The organism is Paraburkholderia sp. JHI869 (assembly GCF_038900775.1).
In the GTDB taxonomy this organism is placed as follows: domain Bacteria; phylum Pseudomonadota; class Gammaproteobacteria; order Burkholderiales; family Burkholderiaceae; genus Paraburkholderia.
Window position 1 is genome coordinate 77,526 of record NZ_JAYMSC010000020.1, and the last position, 20,005, is coordinate 97,530.

General features: G+C 64.0%; 19 protein-coding genes and 1 tRNA gene. 13 read left to right on the plus strand and 7 right to left on the minus strand.

Annotated features, from left to right (window positions below):
* The first annotated feature begins 36 nt into the window (after positions 1 to 36).
* From ispE to hisC, 6 genes are all read left to right on the plus strand, one after another.
* On the plus strand, positions 37 to 939 hold the full coding sequence (gene ispE, locus VSR72_RS28535) for a 4-(cytidine 5'-diphospho)-2-C-methyl-D-erythritol kinase (protein WP_342955683.1): 903 nt from the start codon (positions 37 to 39) through the stop codon (positions 937 to 939).
* A gap of 50 nt (positions 940 to 989) precedes the next feature.
* Positions 990 to 1,066, plus strand: a tRNA-Gln gene (locus VSR72_RS28540).
* An 89-nt stretch (positions 1,067 to 1,155) separates the two neighbouring features.
* Complete coding sequence (locus VSR72_RS28545) at positions 1,156 to 2,112, plus strand: ribose-phosphate pyrophosphokinase (RefSeq protein ID WP_342955751.1); 957 nt, start codon at positions 1,156 to 1,158, stop codon at positions 2,110 to 2,112.
* A 181-nt stretch (positions 2,113 to 2,293) separates the two neighbouring features.
* On the plus strand, positions 2,294 to 2,902 hold the full coding sequence (locus tag VSR72_RS28550) for a 50S ribosomal protein L25/general stress protein Ctc (protein ID WP_342955684.1): 609 nt from the start codon (positions 2,294 to 2,296) through the stop codon (positions 2,900 to 2,902).
* Between the two features lie 159 nt (positions 2,903 to 3,061).
* Positions 3,062 to 3,664, plus strand: a complete 603-nt coding sequence (gene pth / locus VSR72_RS28555) for an aminoacyl-tRNA hydrolase (protein ID WP_342955685.1) — start codon at positions 3,062 to 3,064, stop codon at positions 3,662 to 3,664.
* A gap of 15 nt (positions 3,665 to 3,679) precedes the next feature.
* Positions 3,680 to 4,747, plus strand: a complete 1,068-nt coding sequence (gene hisC / locus VSR72_RS28560; RefSeq protein ID WP_342955686.1) for a histidinol-phosphate transaminase — start codon at positions 3,680 to 3,682, stop codon at positions 4,745 to 4,747.
* A gap of 68 nt (positions 4,748 to 4,815) precedes the next feature.
* Here the strand turns inward: hisC and VSR72_RS28565 are convergent, their stop codons facing one another.
* The 3 genes from VSR72_RS28565 to rsmD form a co-directional block, all read right to left on the minus strand.
* The gene (locus VSR72_RS28565; protein WP_069264882.1) at positions 4,816 to 5,076 is read right to left on the minus strand and encodes a YfhL family 4Fe-4S dicluster ferredoxin; all 261 of its coding nucleotides are present in this window, start codon (positions 5,074 to 5,076) and stop codon (positions 4,816 to 4,818) included.
* A gap of 86 nt (positions 5,077 to 5,162) precedes the next feature.
* Positions 5,163 to 5,660 carry a pantetheine-phosphate adenylyltransferase gene (coaD, locus tag VSR72_RS28570; RefSeq protein WP_324140502.1) on the minus strand — a complete coding sequence of 166 codons (498 nt, stop codon included), beginning with the start codon at positions 5,658 to 5,660 and terminating at the stop codon, positions 5,163 to 5,165.
* Between the two features lie 108 nt (positions 5,661 to 5,768).
* A complete protein-coding gene (gene rsmD / locus VSR72_RS28575) occupies positions 5,769 to 6,416 on the minus strand; it encodes a 16S rRNA (guanine(966)-N(2))-methyltransferase RsmD (protein WP_342955687.1) in 648 nt (215 codons plus the stop codon).
* A gap of 304 nt (positions 6,417 to 6,720) precedes the next feature.
* Between rsmD and ftsY the strand changes: the two genes are divergently transcribed.
* A complete protein-coding gene (gene ftsY, locus VSR72_RS28580) occupies positions 6,721 to 7,893 on the plus strand; it encodes a signal recognition particle-docking protein FtsY (protein WP_342955688.1) in 1,173 nt (390 codons plus the stop codon).
* A 97-nt stretch (positions 7,894 to 7,990) separates the two neighbouring features.
* Here the strand turns inward: ftsY and maiA are convergent, their stop codons facing one another.
* Positions 7,991 to 8,638 carry a maleylacetoacetate isomerase gene (maiA, locus tag VSR72_RS28585; RefSeq protein ID WP_342955689.1) on the minus strand — a complete coding sequence of 216 codons (648 nt, stop codon included), beginning with the start codon at positions 8,636 to 8,638 and terminating at the stop codon, positions 7,991 to 7,993.
* A gap of 44 nt (positions 8,639 to 8,682) precedes the next feature.
* On the minus strand, positions 8,683 to 9,381 hold the full coding sequence (locus tag VSR72_RS28590) for a fumarylacetoacetate hydrolase family protein (RefSeq protein WP_342955690.1): 699 nt from the start codon (positions 9,379 to 9,381) through the stop codon (positions 8,683 to 8,685).
* Between the two features lie 278 nt (positions 9,382 to 9,659).
* Between VSR72_RS28590 and ybiB the strand changes: the two genes are divergently transcribed.
* Together ybiB and leuA are read left to right on the plus strand one after the other, a co-directional pair.
* Positions 9,660 to 10,622: a DNA-binding protein YbiB gene (gene ybiB / locus VSR72_RS28595; protein WP_342955691.1), complete on the plus strand. Its 963-nt coding sequence runs from the start codon at positions 9,660 to 9,662 to the stop codon at positions 10,620 to 10,622.
* Positions 10,623 to 11,200: 578 nt separating this feature from the next.
* Positions 11,201 to 12,847 (plus strand): 2-isopropylmalate synthase, encoded by a 1,647-nt coding sequence (leuA, locus tag VSR72_RS28600; RefSeq protein ID WP_342955692.1) that lies wholly within the window; start codon positions 11,201 to 11,203, stop codon positions 12,845 to 12,847.
* A gap of 141 nt (positions 12,848 to 12,988) precedes the next feature.
* On the opposite strand, the gene VSR72_RS28605 is transcribed toward leuA, so the two are convergent.
* Positions 12,989 to 13,372 carry a nuclear transport factor 2 family protein gene (locus VSR72_RS28605; RefSeq protein ID WP_342955693.1) on the minus strand — a complete coding sequence of 128 codons (384 nt, stop codon included), beginning with the start codon at positions 13,370 to 13,372 and terminating at the stop codon, positions 12,989 to 12,991.
* A 575-nt stretch (positions 13,373 to 13,947) separates the two neighbouring features.
* On the opposite strand from VSR72_RS28605, the gene rpoH reads away from it, so the two are divergent.
* The 4 genes from rpoH (at position 13,948) to cydB (ending at position 18,128) form a co-directional block, all read left to right on the plus strand.
* A complete protein-coding gene (gene rpoH / locus VSR72_RS28610) occupies positions 13,948 to 14,883 on the plus strand; it encodes an RNA polymerase sigma factor RpoH (protein WP_342955694.1) in 936 nt (311 codons plus the stop codon).
* 188 nt (positions 14,884 to 15,071) lie between these two features.
* Positions 15,072 to 15,371 (plus strand): cytochrome oxidase putative small subunit CydP, encoded by a 300-nt coding sequence (gene cydP, locus VSR72_RS28615; protein WP_342955695.1) that lies wholly within the window; start codon positions 15,072 to 15,074, stop codon positions 15,369 to 15,371.
* A complete protein-coding gene (locus VSR72_RS28620) occupies positions 15,358 to 16,944 on the plus strand; it encodes a cytochrome ubiquinol oxidase subunit I (RefSeq protein ID WP_342955696.1) in 1,587 nt (528 codons plus the stop codon). The genes cydP and VSR72_RS28620 overlap by 14 nt, the downstream gene beginning before the upstream one ends.
* 47 nt (positions 16,945 to 16,991) lie before the next feature.
* The gene (cydB, locus tag VSR72_RS28625; RefSeq protein WP_342955697.1) at positions 16,992 to 18,128 is read left to right on the plus strand and encodes a cytochrome d ubiquinol oxidase subunit II; all 1,137 of its coding nucleotides are present in this window, start codon (positions 16,992 to 16,994) and stop codon (positions 18,126 to 18,128) included.
* Between the two features lie 83 nt (positions 18,129 to 18,211).
* Here cydB and nagE read toward each other — a convergent pair whose 3' ends face one another.
* On the minus strand, positions 18,212 to 19,963 hold the full coding sequence (nagE, locus tag VSR72_RS28630; RefSeq protein WP_342955698.1) for an N-acetylglucosamine-specific PTS transporter subunit IIBC: 1,752 nt from the start codon (positions 19,961 to 19,963) through the stop codon (positions 18,212 to 18,214).
* Between the last annotated feature and the right edge of the window lie 42 nt (positions 19,964 to 20,005).

Sequence of the window (20,005 nt, forward strand, 5' to 3'; positions counted from 1 at the left end):
CGCCGGCCAGGATCCAGGCATCATCCCTAGAGCATCATGATCGAAACCCAGGACTCGCTGCGCGACTGTCTCGCGCCCGCGAAACTCAATCTCTTCCTGCACATCACGGGTCGCCGCCCCAACGGTTATCACGATCTGCAGACCGTGTTCCAGTTGCTCGACTGGGGCGACACGCTGCATTTCACGCGCCGCCGCGACGGCCGCATCACGCGCACCGTAGAAGTGGAGGGCGTTCCTGCCGAGCAAGACCTGACCGTGCGCGCCGCGCTGCTGCTCAAGGAGCACACGGGCACGAGCGAGGGCGTCGAGATCGATATCGAAAAGCGTCTGCCGATGGGCGCGGGTCTAGGCGGCGGCAGTTCGGACGCAGCCACAACGCTGCTCGCACTGAATCGCCTGTGGAAGCTCAACCTGCAGCGCGAAGAACTACAGGCGCTCGCACTCAAGCTGGGCGCGGATGTGCCCTTTTTCGTGTTCGGAAAAAATGCGTTCGCGGAGGGTGTTGGCGAAGCGTTGGAGGCTGTACAATTGCCCCCGCGTCATTTTTTGGTCGTGACGCCGCGGGTTCATGTTCCTACTGCTGAGATTTTTTCGGAAAAATCATTGACAAGGGACACAAAGGCCTGCACAATAGCAGTCTTTCTTGCACAGCAAGCAACGCAGAACGGATGGCCAGAAAGCTTCGGTCATAACGATATGCAAGCGGTTGTCGCAGGAAAATACGCGGAAGTAGCGCAGGTGCTTCGATGGTTTGAGAGTGTCTCGAACAGCATCGCACCAGCGCGGATGACCGGATCGGGTGCCAGCGTTTTTGCAGCATTCGCCAGTCGGTCCGAAGCAGAATCGGCACAAGCCAAACTGCTTGCGGAACAACCGGACTGGAGAAGCGCGGTAGCCTCGAGTCTGGATACGCATCCACTCTTCGCTTTCGCGGCATAGTTTTGCGTGGTTGATCGACCTACCGGTCAGCCAGGCTCGAAGTTGAGTGTAGGGGAGTCGCCAAGTTGGTTAAGGCACCGGATTTTGATTCCGGCATGCGAGGGTTCGAGTCCTTCCTCCCCTGCCAAATATTCCAGGCAGTTCGTTCTGTGGGTTACCCAGAGCAGTTCGCCTAAGTAGTTCCTCTCGCCCCCCCAAGTCCGCAGCAGGTGCATGATGAGCAGCCATGACGGCCTGATGGTTTTTACTGGCAACGCAAATCCCGCGCTTGCCCAGGAAGTCGTCAAGATCCTCGGTATTCCCCTCGGCAAGGCTATGGTTAGCCGCTTTTCCGACGGTGAAATCCAGGTCGAAATCCAGGAAAACGTGCGCGGCAAGGACGTCTTCGTCCTTCAGTCGACTTGCGCGCCGACCAACGACAACCTGATGGAACTGATGATCATGGTCGATGCGCTCAAGCGCGCATCCGCAGGCCGGATCACCGCAGCAATCCCCTACTTCGGCTATGCCCGTCAAGACCGCCGCCCCCGTTCGGCGCGCGTCGCCATCTCGGCGAAGGTCGTGGCGAACATGCTGGAAATCGCGGGCGTCGAGCGGATCATCACGATGGATCTGCACGCCGACCAGATTCAGGGCTTCTTCGATATTCCCGTCGACAACATCTACGCAACGCCCGTGCTGCTCGGCGATCTGCGCAAGCAGAATCACGAGAACCTGCTGGTCGTTTCGCCGGACGTCGGCGGCGTGGTGCGCGCCCGTGCGCTCGCCAAGCAACTGAATTGCGATCTCGCCATCATCGACAAGCGTCGTCCGAAGGCGAACGTCGCCGAAGTGATGAACATCATCGGTGAAGTCGAAGGCCGCACCTGCGTGATCATGGACGACATGGTCGACACCGCCGGCACGCTCTGCAAGGCAGCGCAAGTGCTGAAGCAACGCGGCGCCAAGAAGGTGTTCGCTTACGCCACGCACCCGGTTCTCTCGGGTGGCGCAGGCGAGCGTATCGCCGCTTCGGAGCTCGACGAGCTGGTTGTCACCGACACGATTCCGCTGGGCGCCGAAGCGCGTTCGTGCGCGAAGATCCGCTCGCTCACGAGCGCCGGTCTCCTCGCCGAAACGTTCTCGCGTATCCGTCGCGGCGACTCGGTGATGTCGCTGTTCGCGGAAAGCTAAAAAGAATTGACGCGCAAGGCGCGGTGTTCGCAAGAACGCCGCGCTTTTGTACGTAATCGGCGCGAGCGGACGAAGGTTCGCGCTGCATCGCTGGGGGCCCTGACGCAGGCGTTCTGCTCTGCGTTTTAAAATGCGGGCCCCGTTTTACTGCCTGGTCGCGGGCAGTGCATTGGAGAATCAAATGAAAGTCATCGCTTTCGAGCGTAACCTGCAAGGTACGGGTGCGAGCCGCCGCCTGCGCATTGCTGGCAAGACCCCTGGCATCGTCTACGGTGTGGGTTCGGAGCCGCAACTGGTCGAACTCGACCACAACGCGCTGTGGCACGCCCTGAAGAAGGAAGCCTTCCACTCGTCGATCCTCGACCTCGAAGTGGCCGGCAAGTCGCAACAAGTTCTGCTGCGCGACGTGCAATACCACCCGTTCCGTCAGCTCGTGCTGCACGTGGACTTCCAGCGCGTGGATCCGAACAAGAAGATCCACACGAAGGTGCCCCTGCACTTCATGAACCAGGAAACCAACCCGGCTGTGAAGACGGGTGGCGCGATCATCTCGCACGTTCTGGCTGAAATCGAAGTTCAGTGCCTGCCTGCCCAACTGCCGGAATTCCTCGAAGTCGACCTCGCCAAGATCGAAGCTGGCCAGTCGCTGCACGCCAAGGACATCACGCTGCCCGCCGGCGTGACGCTCGTCTCGCACGTGGAAGCTGAAAACCCGGTCGTCGTGTCGGCACCTGTGCCGGCTGGCGCCCAAGCGGCTGCTGAAGGCGAAGAAGCGCCGGCTGCAGAGTAATCGCAGCGGCTTCAACGAGCCGATCCTCTCGATCCGCTTCCCTGAAGCGGACGACGTGACCCGCCGCGGTTCGCCCCGGCGGGTTTTTTTTCGCACTCTTTTCGACTCTTCCGTACACTTGCGGGTCGACTCAACGATTTACGCAGGCGGAACACCACAATGATCAGGTTGATCGTCGGGCTCGGCAATCCGGGCGCCGAATACACGGCGACGCGCCACAACGCGGGCTTCTGGCTCGTGGACCAGCTCGCGCGCGAAGCCGGCACGACGCTGCGCGACGAGCGGCGCTTCCACGGCCACTATGCGAAGGCGCGCCTGTACGGCGAGGAAGTGCATCTGCTTGAGCCGCAGACCTATATGAACCGCTCGGGGCAATCGGTCGTCGCGCTCGCGAACTTCTTCAAGATCCTGCCCGATGAGATCCTCGTCGCGCACGACGAACTCGACCTGCCGCCCGGCACCGTCAAGCTCAAGCTCGGCGGCGGCAGCGGCGGCCACAACGGCCTGAAGGACATTTCCGCGCATCTCTCGACCCAGCAGTACTGGCGTTTGCGGATCGGCATTGGCCATCCGCGCGACCTGATTCCCGAAGGCGCGCGCGCCGGTGCCAAGCCCGATGTCGCGAACTTCGTGCTCAAGCCGCCGCGCCGCGAGGAGCAGGATGTCATCGATCAATCGATCGAGCGCGCGCTGGCAGTGATGCCGACGTTCGTGAAGGGCGAGGCCGAACGCGCGGTGATGCAGTTGCATCGCAATGGTTGAAACAAGGAGAGCGTCTTGAGTCGTTACTGGAGTGACATCGTCAACCGGCTCGTGCCCTACGTGCCGGGCGAACAGCCCGCGCTCGCGAAGCCGGTCAAGCTCAACACCAACGAGAATCCGTATGCGCCCTCCCCGCGCGTGCTCGAGGCGATCCGCCACGAACTCGCCGAGACGGGCGAGTCGCTGCGCCGCTATCCCGACCCTGTCGCGAAACGCCTGCGCGCCGCTGTGGCCGCGCATCACGGCATTCGCGCGGAGCAGGTGTTCGTCGGCAACGGCTCGGACGAGGTACTGGCTCACGCGTTCCAGGCGCTGCTCAAGCACGACAAGCCGATCCTCTTTCCCGACATCACCTACAGCTTCTACCCGACCTACGCGCGGCTCTACGAGGTCGAGTACCGCACGGTGCCGCTTACCGAGCAGTTCACAATTCGCGTCGACGATTACCTGAAGCCGAATGGCGGCGTGATCTTCCCGAATCCGAATGCGCCTACGGGTCACGCGCTGCCGCTCGCGGAAATCGAGCGGCTCGTCGCCGCGAATACGGAATCGGTGGTGGTGATCGACGAAGCCTATGTGGATTTCGGCGCCGAGTCGGCAATTGCGCTGATCGACCGCTATCCGAACCTGCTCGTCGTGCACACGACCTCGAAATCGCGCTCGCTCGCGGGCATGCGCGTGGGCTTCGCGTTCGGTCACCCCGATCTCATCGACGCGCTCAACCGCGTGAAGGACAGCTTCAACTCGTACCCGCTAGACCGCCTCGCACAAGCTGCCGCTACGGCTGCATACGAAGACGCCGAATGGCTCAAGACGACGAGCGAGCGCGTGATCGCAAGCCGCGAGCGCCTGACGGCCGCGCTCACGGCGCTCGGCTTCGAAGTCGTGCCTTCGGCGGCCAATTTCGTGTTCGCGAAGCATCCCGCGCACGACGCTGCCGCAATTTCGGCCAAACTGCGCGAAAAAGAGATCTTCGTGCGCCATTTCAACGCGCCGCGCGTGAACCAGCATCTGCGCATCTCGATCGGCACTGACGCCGAGTGCGATACGCTCGTCGATGCGCTCAAGGCCATCGTCGCGTAAGAAGGCGGCAAGATGAAATAAAAAACGCGCCAGTTGGCGCGTTTTTTATTTCCGGAGGATCCAGCGATTCAGGCGTTGTTCTTCGCCGCCGTCAGCGCGTGGTACTTCTGCATCAATTGCTCGGGCGACTCGACATGCTCCGGATTCTTCGGAATGCACTCCACCGGGCACACCTGGATGCACTGCGGCTCATCGAAATGGCCGACACATTCGGTGCACTTCTTCGGGTCGATCACGTAGATTTCCGGGCCCATCGAGATTGCGTCGTTCGGGCACTCGGGCTCGCAGACGTCGCAATTGATGCACTCGTCGGTAATCATCAGGGCCATGCTTATCTCACTTCCTGCCGGCGCGAGGGCCGGCGTACACGTTGCTCAGCCCTATAGTTTACGCTGCTTTCGCCGCGCGTTCACGCCTACGCAACCGGGCCGCCCATCGCGGCCACTTTGTCCTGCAAGCGCTTTTCCACCGAAGGAAACACGAACTTGCTGACATCGCCGCCCAATTGGGCGATTTCGCGCACGATCGTGCCCGAAATGAACTGATACTGGTCAGAAGGCGTCATGAACATCGTCTCGACGTCGGGCAGCAGGTAGCGGTTCATGCCCGCCATCTGAAACTCGTACTCGAAGTCCGAGACCGCGCGCAGGCCGCGCACGATCACGCGTGCGTTGTTGGTGCGCACGAAGTCCTTCAGGAGCCCCTTGAAGCTCATGACCTGGACGTTCGGATAGTGGCCGAGCACCTCGTGGGCGATCTCGAGCCGCTCGTTGAGCGAGAAGAACGGTTTCTTGTTGCGGCTGTCCGCAACGCCGACTACCAGCGTGTCGAAAATGCTCGACGCGCGCCGCACGAGATCTTCGTGGCCGCGCGTGAGCGGGTCGAAGGTACCGGGGTACACGGCGACTACCATGAGGCTTCTCCTCTCAACAGAAATGGGGTGCAATGCAGTGCCGTGGCGACGCATGCACACGTGCGTGCGTGACGGTCAGGCCGCCCGCCGCTTCTTATCGAACGCGCATTATTCCTCATTTTCGCGCTGCAGCAAATGATAGTGAACCGCACCTGCCTTGCCCTCGCGCACCACACTCCAGCCTGCCAGTGCGGGCCGCGCAGCCGGATCGACGTGCTCACCCGACTCCACGTAAAGCCAGCCGCCTTGGGCGACGAGCGGCGCAGCCACTTCGAGCGAGCGCGCGAGCAGCGCGGTGTCGCCGAACGGCGGGTCGAGGAACACCACATCGAATGAGCCTGGCGCGAGATTGGCCGCGAGGCGCAGCGCGTCGGCTTCCGCGATTTCGATCATGCGCGCGCCAAGGCGCGCCTGGTTAGCCCGCAACTGCGCCGCGGCGCGCGCGCTGCGCTCCACCATCACGACGCGCGCGGCGCCGCGCGAGGCCGCCTCGAAACCAAGCCCGCCGCTGCCCGCGAACAGGTCGAGGCAGCGCAGGCCGTCGAGGCGCTGGCCGAGCCAGTTGAAGAGCGTTTCGCGCACGCGGTCGGGGGTCGGGCGCAGGCCATCGAGATCGAGCACCGGCAGCGGCGTGCGCTTCCAGTCGCCGCCGATGATGCGGATCGTGTGCGCGCCGCCGCCACCGCCGCCACGTGCGCGCGGATCGGACTGATGAGAGCGGCCGCCTTGGCCACGTGGAGATGAGGAACGGGTCATGCGCTGTGTCGTACGGCTGTATGCATTTGACCGCAGGCAGTCAACCTGCCGGCGGAACTCGATTGCGGGGGGGCGGGCGCCACGCTTTCGCATCGCACCCTCCAATGCGCGCACGTTACCACAGGGGCGCTCACGTGCCCTGCGCGCGCCACAGAGCCCCCCTGGCGGCACCTCGCCGCGAAGCCGCAGCGACTCCAGGTAATGTGCCTGATAAAATGCCATGTTTTCCGCGCGTTACCTCTTCCCATGCCGTCGCTGACCGCCCCTCGGTCCGACCCGCAGCGCGCCTGACCCACCCCAGACCATGTTCAGTTTCTTCAAACGATTCCGCGGCTCGAAGGACGCCGAGAACGCGCCGGCCGAAAACGCGCAGGACGAAGCCACCCTCGAGGCGCCGGACGAGGCCATCGAAGCGCCCGCCAGCACGGCGCCCGAGGCGTTGCCTGCGGCGCCCGTCCCACCGGCCGTGACCGCTCCGGTCAAGCCGGTCGCACCGCCGCAAGCTACGGCCGCCACCTACGACGACGAACCGGAAGCCATCGAGATCGTCCCGCCGCCTGCGCTCGAGGCCGCAGCAAAGCAATCGTGGCTCAAGCGCCTGAGGTCTGGGCTCTCGAAAACGGGCTCGAACATCCAGAGCATCTTCGTCAACGCGAAGATCGACGACGATCTGTATGAGGAACTCGAAACCGCACTGCTGATGTCGGATGCAGGCGTCGACGCCACCGAATATCTGCTCGAAACGCTGCGCCAGAAGGTGCGCGCCGAACGCCTGACCGACGCGCAGCAGGTGAAGAACGCCCTGCGCGAACTGCTTATCGGCATGCTCAAGCCGCTCGAAAAGTCGCTCATGCTCGGCCGCGCGCAGCCGCTCGTGATGATGATCGCGGGCGTGAACGGCGCGGGCAAGACCACCAGCATCGGCAAACTGGCGAAGCATCTGCAGAGCTTCGACCAGAGCGTTCTGCTCGCCGCGGGCGACACCTTCCGCGCCGCTGCACGTGAACAGCTCGCCATCTGGGGCGAGCGCAACAACGTGACGGTCGTGCAGCAGGAAAGCGGCGACCCGGCCGCGGTGATCTTCGACGCCGTGAGCGCCGCGCGCGCACGCCGCATCGACGTGGTGATGGCCGACACGGCGGGCCGCCTGCCCACGCAATTGCACCTGATGGACGAGCTGAAGAAGGTCAAGCGCGTGATCGGCAAGGCGTTCGACGGCGCGCCGCACGAGGTGCTGCTCGTGATCGACGCGAACACGGGCCAGAACGCGCTCGCGCAGGTCAAGGCCTTCGACGACGCGCTCGGCCTCACGGGCCTCATCGTCACGAAGCTCGACGGCACGGCCAAGGGCGGCATTCTCGCTGCGATCGCGCGTCAACGTCCGATCCCCGTGTACTTCATCGGCGTGGGCGAGAAGGTCGAGGACCTGCAGCCGTTCGTGGCCGAAGAATTCGCCGACGCGCTGCTTGGCGGCTGAAGACCAGATTTTACGCAGCTTTAGATGCACGAAGGGCGTCGTTCTCACGAACGACGCCCTTTTTCATTGGCGAAACTCAGATGAGCCGGTCAGACGCTCACTCCGAATCCGGCTGCACGCCAGGCGCTGCGCGCGCGAACGCGTCGAGCGTGAGCGCGTAGTCGTTGATGCGCTGAATGGTCGGGTAACGCGTCGTGTCGATCTTGAAGCGGTTCGCGTTGTAGACCTGCGGCACGATGCAAAGGTCGGCGATGGTGGGCGTGTCGCCGTAGCAGAGCTTGCCAGTGCGCGAATCGCCGGCGAGCCGCTGTTCGAGCGTCGCGAAACCCGCCTCGATCCAGTGGCGGTACCACGCGTCTTTCGTCGCGTCGTCTGCGCCTACGGTGTGCTTGAGGTACTTCAGCACGCGCAGGTTGTCCACCGGATGAATCTCGCACGCCACCTGCAGCGCGAGCGAGCGCACGTGCGCGCGATCGGCCGGCGACTTCGGCAGCAGCGGCGGCTCGGGATGCGTCTCTTCCAGATACTCGATGATCGCGAGCGACTGCTGGAGCGTGTGCCCTTCGTCGTCGACGAACGCAGGGACGATCGCGTCGGGATTGACCTGGCGGTAGGCGGGCTTGAGCTGCTCGCCGCCGTCGCGCACGAGGTGGACCGGCACGTACTCGTACGACAGGTTCTTCAGATTCAGCGCAATACGCACCCGATACGACGCCGAACTGCGGAAATAGCTGTAAAGCTTCATGCTCCTCTCTTGCTCCTTTTGAATCGTGATGCGACAGGCGCCGCTCAGACGACCCGCACCGCGAATTCGCCGATCCCCGCCACACCGCCTGTCATCACGTCGCCCTTGACGACGGCGCCCACGCCTTCGGGCGTGCCCGTGTAGATCAGGTCGCCGGCCTTCAGCTCGAACAGCGTCGAAAGGAACGCGATCGTGTCGGCAACCGGCCAGATCATCTGCGAGATATCCGAGCGCTGCTTTTCCTCACCGTTCACCGCGAGCCAGATGTCACCCTTCGCGAGCTGACCGATTTTCGAAACCGGATGGATCGGGCCGATTGGCGCCGAATGGTCGAAGCCCTTCGCCGTATCCCACGGACGGCCGAGCTTCTTCGCCTCGCCCTGCAGGTCGCGGCGCGTCATATCGAGGCCAAGCGCGTAGCCATAAACGTGGTCGAGCGCGCTCGCCACCGGAATGTCCTTGCCGCCCTTGCCGATCGCCGCGACGAGCTCCATCTCGAAGTGCACGTTCTGCGACTGCGCGGGATACGGAAACTCGGCGGTCGAGCCGGGCGCCACATAGAGGATGGCGTCGGCGGGCTTGGAGAAGAAGAACGGCGGTTCACGGTTCGGATCGTGGCCCATCTCGCGCGCATGCGCTTCGTAATTGCGGCCAACGCAGTAGATGCGCCGCACCGGGAAACGCGTATCACTGCCGGCCACCGGCACCGAGGCGAGCGCCGCCGGTTCGAATGCGTACGTCATGGAGTTCTCCGTCTTTGTGATGGGGCGTGCGCGAGGCACGCGGGCCTGTAGATCGTTAGGGCGCTTAAGGCGTAGCGGCACGGCTTGCGCCGCCAGAACAATCGCGAGTGTAACGCGCGCTGGGGAGCGCGCGGCGGAGTCTTCAAGCGAAGCGGCCACCGCGATGAGCCGCTGGCGTGCCCGGCGAGGCACGGCGTGCTCGTGCGATACTTGTGGCATCCCCCATTTCAATAGGACGGCGGCCCGCCCGCACGCCGCCGAACGAACCGCGCTCGCCCATGACCACCGCAGACTCCACCGACATCTTTCCGTGCGCCCGCTTCATCAAGGAGATCGGCCGCGGACCGCACGGCGCGCGCTCGCTCTCGTCGGAAGACACGCACGCGCTCTACGCCGCGATGCTCGACGGCCGCGTGCCCGAGCTGGAGCTAGGCGCGGTGCTGCTCGCGTACCGCCTCAAGGGCGAAACCGCGGATGAGCTGGCCGCCATGCTTTGCGCGGCGCACGCCTCGTTCGCGCCGCTAGCGGTTCCTCGAGGCGACTATCGGCCCGTGTCGATCCCAAGCTACAACGGCGCGCGCAAACAACCGAATCTCGTGCCGCTGCTCGCCCTGCTGCTCGCGCGCGAAGGCGTCCCGACGCTCGTGCACGGCGTGATCACCGATCCGGGCCGCGTGACGAGCGCCGAGATCTTTGCGGCGCTGAACCGGCCCGAAGCCCACGATCACGCCAAAGTCGAGGCGCAACTGGCGTCGAGCCGTGTGGCGTTTTCATCGATCGAAACGCTCGCCCCCAAACTCGCGCGGCTGCTCTCGCTGCGCCGGCGCATGGGCGTGCGCAACTCCACGCATACGCTCGTAAAACTGCTGCAACCGTTCGCCGAGCCGGGCTTGCGCCTCGTGAACTACACGCACCCGCCGTACCGCGAAAGCCTGAGCGCCCTCTTCGCGGCGCATCCGGAAGCCGCCGTGGGCGGTGCGCTGCTCGCGCGCGGCACCGAAGGCGAAGCCGTCGCCGATACGCGGCGCCAGGTGCAGGTCGACTGGCTGCACGACGGAATCTGCGAAACGCTGGTCGAGCCGGAACGCTCGTCGCCGGGCGCGCCCGAAATCGATCTGCCGGAAGGCCGCGACGCGCCAACTACGGCTGCCTGGATCGAAGCCGTGTTGCGCGGCGAAGCGCCGGTGCCTGATGCGATCACGCGCCAGATCGAGACGATCAAGCGCATCGCGAAGCGCTGAAGAAAAAACACATCGCCCAATCCGCTGAAAGCCGCACGGAGCGGGCGACCCGCGCATTTCACCGCAAGCGCATCGGCGCGCAACGTCCGCCATCTTCATGCATCTTCGCGCGGCCGATCTGCAAATTCCCTGTTGACACGCGCAATCGCCCTGATTTACATTGGACGAATGCGTTCCTTCCCGAACACCCTCCGCATTGCCTTCGGCCTACTATCGGCCCTATCGCTACGCCTAGCCTAAAGCTGGTGTAGCGCCGCAACGACCACCTCCACCGGTCACCGCGGTCCTCCCAAAGCAGTTCTCGCAGTACCCCAAATCCGCTGTATCTCTACAACCTGTCGTCTGCATTCGTCCGTTTACCGTTCGGACGAGTCGCGAGGTCAAAATGCACGTTGCTTGGGCATCGTTCACGTCCGCTTTCGCCGCGCCGGCTACCGCCGTCACCGTGGCCGTCTTCTTCGCGTCCGAGGTTGCCGCCCGTACGCGTGAAGTTTCGCGCATCGTGCTCCGTCGCCAGCCCGCCAGCCGCCCGCTGCCGACCGCCATCGCAAACGACACCATGAAGAACGAGGCTCGTCATGTTGCGTAATCCCGCCGAGAAGTACCGCCCCTTTCCCGCCATCCGCTTGAACGGCCGCAAATGGCCGACGCGCACCGTCGAACGCGCGCCGATCTGGATGAGCACCGACCTGCGCGACGGCAATCAGTCGCTCATCGAGCCGATGAGCATCGAGCAGAAGACCGAGTTCTTCGAAATGCTTGTCGCGATCGGCTTCAAGGAAATCGAAGTCGGCTTTCCGTCCGCTTCGCAGACTGACTTCGATTTCGTGCGCAAGCTGATCGAGGAAAAGCGCATTCCCGACGACGTGACAATCGAAGTGCTCGTGCAGTCGCGTGAAGAACTGATCGCGCGCACGTTCGAGGCGCTCGAAGGCGTGCCGCGCGCCATCGTTCACCTTTACAACGCGATCTGCCCGTCGTTCCGCAAGATCGTGTTCGGTCAATCGAAGGACGAAGTGAAAGCGCTCGCGGTTGAAGGCACGCGCATCATCCGCGAACATGCCGATAAGAACCCGCAAACGCACTGGACTTACCAGTATTCGCCCGAAACGTTCAGCATGACCGAGCTGACCTTCGCGCGCGAAGTCTGCGATGCCGTGGCCCAGACGTGGCGCCCGACGCGCGATCACAAGATGATCGTGAATCTCCCGGCGACGGTTGAAGCAGCGATGCCCAACGTCTACGCCGACCAGATCGAGTGGATGGACCGCAATCTCGCGTACCGCGACAGCATCGTCCTCTCGGTTCACCCGCATAACGACCGTGGTACTGCTGTGGCCGCTGCCGAAATGGCGCTGCTCGCGGGCGCGGACCGCATCGAAGGCTGCCTCTTCGGCAACGGCGAGCGCACCGGCAACGTCGATCTCGTCACGCTCGCGATGAACCTCTACACCCAGGGCATCGACCCGGGCCTCGACTTCTCCGACATCGACGCCGTGCGCCGCGTGGTTGAGCGCTGCAACCAGTTGCCCGTGCACCCGCGCCATCCGTATGCGGGCGACCTTGTGTTCACGGCGTTCTCGGGCTCGCATCAGGACGCGATCCGCAAGGGCTTCGCGCAGCAACGCCCCGACGCCGTCTGGGAAGTGCCCTATCTCCCGATCGATCCCGCCGATCTCGGCCGCAGCTATGACGCGGTGATCCGCGTGAACAGCCAGTCGGGCAAGGGCGGCGCGACGTATCTGCTCGAACGCGGCATGGGCTTCACGCCGCCGCGCCGCGTGCAGATCGAGTTCAGCCACGCCGTGCAGACTGTCGCCGATACGTCGGGCGAGGAAATCACCGGCGATGCGGTCTGCGCGCTTTTCGCGCGTGAGTACTTCGAAACGCGCGGGCCGGCGGCCAATGCTGGTTCAGGTCGAGTGCGCTGGGAAGGTCGCGATGTGGCCATGCCGGCTGCCGCGAACATCGATGAAGCGCATGCGCAAGCCGTGGCCGACGCAATCGCGACAATAGCGGGCGAGCGCATTGAAGTCACGTCGTTCGAGACCGAGCGCACGGCGCAAGGTGGCACGGCCGTGTTCGTCGGCGCGCGCGTGGGCGGCCAGCCGCTGCGCCACGGCGTAGGCGTGGGCGAAGACGCGGTCCATGCGTGTGCCGCGGCGATGGTCAGCGCGGTGAATCGCGCGGTCTGGCCGCAAGTGGATCGGCGCGTGGCGGCCTGAAGCTCGTCGCGCGCGACGCGCAAAGCAGTTTGAGTGACAGCAGGGAAATCGGCGGCATTGTTGAGCGCCGACGGCAAAACGGGCCGTTGGCGTGCGCCTGAGGCGTCTAAACGGCGTTTCAGCGGGTGGACTTACCGGTCATCACTCGATCGCGCAACGCGTCGCCTGCCATGCGAGCAGACGCCAGTGGCCATCCTCCTGCGTCTGGATCGCCGTATAGGCAATAGGAAAGAGCAACGCACCGTTGTTGGCTTCCATCTCGATCAGCACGCGGCCGGAGACTACGCAGGCCTCGTTGCCCGCATGCAGCACGTCCTGCGACTGGATCTCGATCTGGCGATAGCGCCGGCGTCCCGCCGTGATCGCTTCGATGAACTGCTGTTTGGTCTCGCGCTTGCCATTGGTGTGGACGAAGGTCGCGTGATCGGACAGCAACTGGTCCAGCGACGTGCCATCGCCGTCAACCATCGCGCGAAAGCGCTCGCGCTCAAGTCCGCGAATCGCATCGATTAGTTTTGCCGCCATCGCTCGAGCCCCTTGCGCGCCGCCCCGCGCCTGAGCGCAGATCCACGCCGAAGATTTTCTGCATACGTCTGGCTGAAATTTATACCAGGTTTCAGCGCATGGATACTTGCGATCAAAGACAACGCCTCCATGTATGAGGCATAAACCACGCGTCCGGCGAAAACCGCGCGTGGCGGTTGCGGCATCCACGCGGCCGCGCCCGGATGTCGCAGCGCAGCACTTTCGGCTTCATCCGATGTCTATCTATCAAGTTCCGTGGCAGAGTCCAGGCGCTGCGCGGCCCATCGAGCACCGCTGATTCAACCCTTTATTCCCCGCGCCCACGCGCCGGACTGCTGTCCCGTTCTAGAGTGTTCCTTCGGCCTGCCCTCTGCGCTGGCCTGCGCCGGGCGCGAGGCCTCGCCCCGCTTGACTGCCAGCGTTTAGTGTAATCTATCGATACAACCATTTCGATAGGAACCAAGGAACCTTGAAGCCCCTACAGACTCCAAGTATTAGCACTCGGTAATTCAGAGTGCTAACATCCAGCGTGGAGTCGCTACCTGACTTTTGCAAGATCCTGAGGAGTTCGCTACGTGAGCAACGCAATGACCATGACCCTTCCGAGTACGCTGAGCCCGTCGTCGGCCAAGGCCGGGGGCTCATTGGCGCTCGCGAATGCTTCCCTGTTGCCCGGCCAGCTGGGCAACATCGATGCCTATATTCAAGCCGTGAACCGGATCCCGATGCTGACGCTCCAGGAAGAGCGTCAGTTCGCGACCGAGTTTCGCGAGCAAAACAATCTTGAAGGCGCGCGCCGCCTGGTGCTGTCGCACCTGCGCCTCGTGGTGTCGATCGCGCGTAACTATCTGGGCTATGGCCTGCCGCACGCCGACCTGATCCAGGAAGGCAACATCGGCCTGATGAAGGCCGTGAAACGCTTCGACCCCGAGCAGAACGTGCGCCTCGTGTCGTACGCCATGCACTGGATCAAGGCTGAGATCCACGAGTACATCCTGCGCAACTGGCGCATGGTGAAGGTCGCCACGACCAAAGCGCAGCGCAAGCTGTTCTTCAACCTGCGCAGCCACAAGCAGGGCCTGCAGTCGTTCACGCCGGAGGAAATCGACGGCCTCGCGCAGGAACTGAACGTGAAGCGCGAAGAGGTCGTGGAGATGGAAACGCGCCTGTCAGGCGCCGACATCGCGCTCGAAGGCCAGACCGAAGACGGCGAGGAGTCGTTCGCCCCGATCGCCTGGCTCGCGGACTCGCACAGCGAGCCGAGCGCCGTGCTCGCCGCCCGTTCGCGCGACCGTCTGCAGTCCGACGGCATTGCGAGCGCGCTGGAAGCGCTGGATGCGCGCAGCCGCCGCATCATCGAGGCGCGCTGGCTCAACGTCGACGACGACGGTTCGGGCGGCTCGACCCTGCACGAACTGGCCGACGAGTTCGGCGTCTCGGCCGAACGCATTCGCCAGATCGAGGCGAGCGCCATGAAGAAGATGCGCACCGCGCTCGCCGACTACGCGTAAGCCGCCGCAGGTCTCAACGCCACACCGAAAACCCCGTTCCCGCGAACGGGGTTTTTCTTTTGCGCGCCCAGAAGGCTGCGCACCTTCGCACCGGCCTCGCTGATTCCACCCTAAGATGATTTCGAGGTGGTGAGCCAGACGCCGCTCCGCGGTCTGGCCTCGTATCGCGTTCGAGGGCACCCGTCGTCATGATCCCGGCATCCGGTCAACGCCAGCGCACACCGTCGTGGCTGCGCACGCGCATCCTCCAGTGGATGCGCGGCCCGACCTTCGCGCGCGATATTGCCCTCGTTCTCGTCGTCAAGCTCGTCTTGCTGATGGCGCTCAAATACGCGTTCTTCAATCACCCGCAGGCGGAAGACATGAACATGCCGCCCGCCGCTGTCGCGCAGGCCATTCTGGCCGTGCCCATGTCTTCGGCCCAGCCGTCCGTGTCCCAACCTCAGGCAACGCCGCCGCAAGGAGGAGACCGTCATGCCCACGATTGAATCGGTGGAACTCTCGCGTCTTCAGTTCGCCATCACCGCGCTCTACCACTTCCTCTTCGTGCCGCTCACGCTCGGCCTCTCATGGCTGCTCGTCATCATGGAGTCCGTCTATGTGATGACCGGCAAGGTGATCTACAAGGACATGACGCTGTTCTGGGGCAAGCTCTTCGCCATCAACTTCGCGATGGGCGTCACCACCGGCCTCACGATGGAGTTCCAGTTCGGCACCAACTGGTCGTACTACTCGCACTACGTGGGCGACATTTTCGGCGTGCCGCTCGCCGTGGAAGGGCTCGCGGCGTTCTTCCTCGAATCGACTTTCGTCGGTCTCTTTTTCTTCGGCTGGAATCGCCTGTCCAAAGGCGCGCACCTTTTCACCACGTTTCTCGTCGCGCTCGGCTCGAACCTCTCGGCGCTGTGGATTCTCATCGCCAACGGCTGGATGCAGAACCCCGTGGGCGCGGCGTTCAACTACGAAACCATGCGCATGGAACTCACCAATCTGTTCGCGGTGATCTTCAACCCCGTCGCGCAGGTGAAGTTCGTGCACACCGTTTCGGCGGGCTACGTGACGGCGTCGATGTTCGTGCTCGGCATCTCGTCGTGGTACCTGCTGCGTCGGCGCGACGTGGAGTTCGCGCTGCGCTCGTACGCGATCGCCGCGGGCTTTGGCCTGGCTTCCACGCTGTGCGTGCTGATCCTCGGCGACGAATCGGGCTACACCGACGGCGTGGTCCAGCAGGTCAAGCTCGCCGCCATCGAGGCCGAATGGGACACCGCGCCCGCCCCCGCGCCGTTCACGCTGTTCGGCCTGCCTAACCAGAAGGAAGAGCGCACCGACTACGCGATCCGCATTCCCTGGCTGATGGGCATCATCGCCACGCGCTCGATCGACACGCCCGTGATCGGCCTGAAGGACCTCATGGGCCGCGCCGAGGTGCGCATCCGCAACGGCATGCTCGCCTACGCCGCGCTGCAAAAGATGAAAGAAGGCACCGCCGACACCGAAACGCGCGACGTGTTCGAAGCGCACAAGGCCGACCTCGGCTACGGCCTGCTCCTGAGGCGCTTCACGCCGAACGTGCTCGACGCGACTTCCGAGCAGATCAGGGCCGCCTCGCGAACGTCGATTCCGCCCGTCGCGCCCTTGTTCTGGTCGTTCCGCGTGATGGTCGGGCTCGGCATCCTCTTTCTCGTGACCTTCGTGCTCGCGTTCTGGTTCTGCGCGCAGCGTTCGCTGCTCAAGGACAACCGCCGCTGGTTCCTCGGCTGGGCCCTCGTGGCGATCCCGCTGCCGTGGCTCGCCGCCGAGTTCGGCTGGGTCGTCGCGGAGCTGGGCCGCCAGCCGTGGACCATCGCGGAAGTGCTGCCCACGCGCCTCTCGGCTTCGAGCCTCGCGCCCGGCGACGTGATGCTGAGCATCGCGGGCTTCGTGATCTTCTACACGGTGCTCTTCATCATCGAGATCACACTGATGTTCAAGTACGCGCGCCTCGGGCCTTCGTCGCTGCACACCGGCCGTTACTTCCACGAGCAGACGGCCACGCTGGCGACAGACGGCAAGGTCGCCTGATCGACGCGAATCGACGCGAAATAGCGAAAGATGCAAGGAAACACGCCATGGACTACGCAACGCTCAAGTTGATCTGGTGGGTGCTGATCGGCGTGCTGCTGATCGGTTTTGCGGTCACCGACGGCTTCGACATGGGCGCGGCCGTGCTGCTGCCCTTCGTCGGCAAGACCGACGAGGAGCGCCGCATCGTCATCAACGCGGTGGGCGCGACGTGGGAAGGCAACCAGGTCTGGTTCATCACGGCAGGTGGCGCGATGTTCGCCGCTTGGCCGCTCGCCTATGCGGCGTCGTTCTCGGGCTTTTACTTCGCGATGCTGCTCGTGCTCTTCTCGCTGTTTTTCCGGCCCGTGGGCTTCGACTATCGCGGCAAACGCGTGGACGTGAGATGGCGCCAGGGCTGGGACTACGGTCTTTTCATCGGCGGCTTCGTGCCCGCGCTCGTGTTCGGCGTGGCGTTCGGCAATCTGCTCCAGGGGGTGCCGTTCGCCTACGACACTGATCTGCGCGTGACGTATCACGGCAGCTTTTTCGCACTCCTGAATCCGTTCGCGCTGGTCTGCGGGCTCGTGAGTCTTTGCATGCTCACCGCGCACGGCGCGGCGTTCCTGAAGATGAAGAGCGACGGCATCGTCGCCACGCGCGCCTCGAAGGCACTGCGGCTCTTCTCGGCGCTCACCATCGTTTTGTTCCTGGTGGCGGGCGCGCTCGTGGCGACGCTCATCGGCGGCTATACGATCACGTCGCCTGCGCCTTTGGACACGGTGGCCAATCCGCTCCTCAAGAGCGTCGATTCGGGGCCTGGGCTCTGGCTCGCGAACTACGGGCTTTATCCGTGGATGACGCTCGCCCCTGCCGTGGGCGTGCTCGGCGGCGTGCTCGCGTTCGCACTCGCGGGTTCGCGCTTCGAGCGGCTTGCGTTCATCAGCACGGGGCTGCAGATCGTCGGCGTGATTTTGACTGCGGGCTTCTCGATGTTCCCGTTCATCATGCCCTCGTCGCTCGACCCGCGTTCGAGCCTCACGGTCTGGGACGCGACCTCGAGCAAGATGACGCTCGAGATCATGCTCGTGGCCGTCATCATCTTCCTGCCGATCGTGCTCGGCTATACGGCGTGGGTCTATCGCGTCATGCACGGCAAGATCACCGCCGAGACGATACGGGACAACCAGCATACGTTGTACTAAGCGCCGAAGCCGCTTAAAAGCGCCATGAACAAAAACGCCGCGACATGTGCCGCGGCGTTTTTCATGGACAGACAACGAATCGATTACGCCGGCTGGAGCGCCAGCTCACGCGCATAGCGCGGCGCGGCGTCGCCGACCACGATGTGCAGCGTGTCCGCCGAAATCCACGCCACGTCGAGCGCGCCGAGCTTCTCGCGATCCACGGCCGCCGGGTCGCGCACGATCACGCGCAGGCGCGTGGCCGCCACGGCGTCGAGCGAGACGATGTTGGCCACGCCGCCGAACACCGCGAGCCAGCGCGACGGGTTCGGATCGAGCGGGCCCTGCGCGACATCGGCGTTTGCGCTCGCCTGAGGAGCCTGTGCTGCTGGCTGTGCCACCGGCGCTACCTTGACTGCCGCACCGCCACGTGCGATTTCGCCGCGCATTTCATCGGCGATGATGTCCGCTTCCGGTCCGATGATGACCTGCACGCTTTCGCCGCCGCGCTTGAGCACGCCGCGCGCGCCGATCGCCTTCAGTGCCGGTTCCGAGACATGCGCCGGATCGACAACTGTGAGACGCAGACGCGTCGTGCAGGCGTCGACCACCTTGAGGTTGGCCGCGCCGCCCAGCGCATCGATGTAACGCGCAGCACGCGAAAGCGTTGCCGCCGATGCCGCACCGCCAGCCGGCACCGCAACGCCCGACATCGTCGAGGCGATAGCCGTATCGCCCGCCGACGCTTCGCGGCCCGGCGTGGGCAGATTGAAGCGGCGGATGAAGAAGCGGAACAGCCCGTAGTACACGACCGCATAGACCACGCCGAGCGGAATCGCATACCAGCCATGCGTGGAGAGCCCGTAGTTCAGCACGTAGTCGATCGCGCCCGCCGAGAACGTGAAACCGAGCTTGATGCCGAGCAGCGAGCAGATCGCCAGCGACAGGCCCGTGAGCACCGCGTGGATCGCGTAGAGCACAGGCGCCAGGAACATGAAAGTGAACTCGATCGGTTCGGTCACGCCCGTGAGGAACGAGGTGAGCGCCATCGAAAACAGCAGGCCGCCCACCATCGCACGCTTGTCCTTCGGCGCTTCATGCAGCATCGCGAGGCACGCTGCCGGCAGGCCGAACATCATCACCGGGAAGAAGCCGGCCATGAAGCTGCCCGCAGTGGGGTCGCCCGCGAAGAAGCGGTGCAGGTCGCCCGTGACGGCCGCTCCGCCGGCTGCCGGCGTGAACGAACCGAACACGAACCACACGAGCGAATTCAGGATGTGGTGCAGACCCGTGACGAGCAAGAGGCGGTTGAGCAAGCCGTACACGAAGGTGCCGATTGCGCCAGCCGTGGTGAGCCAATGTCCGGCGGTGTCGATCACGCCCTGCACCGGTCCCCACACGTAGCCGAACACGATACCCAGTACCAGACACGTGAGCCCTGTGACGATTGGCACGAAGCGTTTGCCACCGAAGAACGCGAGGAACTCTGGCAGCTTGATGTCCTTGAAGCGGTTGTACAGCATGCCCGCGACGACACCGGCCACCACGCCCGACAGCACACCCATGTTGAGCTTGTCGTTGATGTCCTTCATCACGGCGGTCTGGACCAGATAGCCCAGCGCGCCTGCAAGGCCGGCTACGCCGTTGTTGTCCTTCGCGAAGCCCACTGCGATGCCGATCGCAAACAGCAGCGGCAGGTTATCGAAGATCGCGCCGCCCGCGTCGGCGATGATCTTGATATTGAGCATGTCGGCCTGGCCGAAGCGAAGCAGGATGCCGGCAACCGGCAGCACTGCGATGGGAAGCATCAGCGCGCGGCCGAGGCTTTGTATTTTGAGAAACGGATTGCCATCCATTGAACTGCCTCCAGTCTCTATCTCTTGCTTGACGTGTGTGGG

Excerpts from the sequence above, each read along its gene's own strand:
- ispE (WP_342955683.1), top strand. The coding sequence starts at position 37 with ATGATCGAAACCCAGGACTCGCTGCGCGACTGTCTCGCGCCCGCGAAA.
- VSR72_RS28545 (WP_342955751.1), top strand. The coding sequence starts at position 1,156 with ATGAGCAGCCATGACGGCCTGATGGTTTTTACTGGCAACGCAAATCCC.
- VSR72_RS28550 (WP_342955684.1), top strand. The coding sequence starts at position 2,294 with ATGAAAGTCATCGCTTTCGAGCGTAACCTGCAAGGTACGGGTGCGAGC.
- pth (WP_342955685.1), top strand. The coding sequence starts at position 3,062 with ATGATCAGGTTGATCGTCGGGCTCGGCAATCCGGGCGCCGAATACACG.
- VSR72_RS28565 (WP_069264882.1), bottom strand. The coding sequence starts at position 5,076 with ATGGCCCTGATGATTACCGACGAGTGCATCAATTGCGACGTCTGCGAG.
- coaD (WP_324140502.1), bottom strand. The coding sequence starts at position 5,660 with ATGGTAGTCGCCGTGTACCCCGGTACCTTCGACCCGCTCACGCGCGGC.
- rsmD (WP_342955687.1), bottom strand. The coding sequence starts at position 6,416 with ATGACCCGTTCCTCATCTCCACGTGGCCAAGGCGGCCGCTCTCATCAG.
- ftsY (WP_342955688.1), top strand. The coding sequence starts at position 6,721 with ATGTTCAGTTTCTTCAAACGATTCCGCGGCTCGAAGGACGCCGAGAAC.
- maiA (WP_342955689.1), bottom strand. The coding sequence starts at position 8,638 with ATGAAGCTTTACAGCTATTTCCGCAGTTCGGCGTCGTATCGGGTGCGT.
- VSR72_RS28590 (WP_342955690.1), bottom strand. The coding sequence starts at position 9,381 with ATGACGTACGCATTCGAACCGGCGGCGCTCGCCTCGGTGCCGGTGGCC.
- ybiB (WP_342955691.1), top strand. The coding sequence starts at position 9,660 with ATGACCACCGCAGACTCCACCGACATCTTTCCGTGCGCCCGCTTCATC.
- leuA (WP_342955692.1), top strand. The coding sequence starts at position 11,201 with ATGTTGCGTAATCCCGCCGAGAAGTACCGCCCCTTTCCCGCCATCCGC.
- VSR72_RS28605 (WP_342955693.1), bottom strand. The coding sequence starts at position 13,372 with ATGGCGGCAAAACTAATCGATGCGATTCGCGGACTTGAGCGCGAGCGC.
- cydP (WP_342955695.1), top strand. The coding sequence starts at position 15,072 with ATGATCCCGGCATCCGGTCAACGCCAGCGCACACCGTCGTGGCTGCGC.
- VSR72_RS28620 (WP_342955696.1), top strand. The coding sequence starts at position 15,358 with ATGCCCACGATTGAATCGGTGGAACTCTCGCGTCTTCAGTTCGCCATC.
- cydB (WP_342955697.1), top strand. The coding sequence starts at position 16,992 with ATGGACTACGCAACGCTCAAGTTGATCTGGTGGGTGCTGATCGGCGTG.
- nagE (WP_342955698.1), bottom strand. The coding sequence starts at position 19,963 with ATGGATGGCAATCCGTTTCTCAAAATACAAAGCCTCGGCCGCGCGCTG.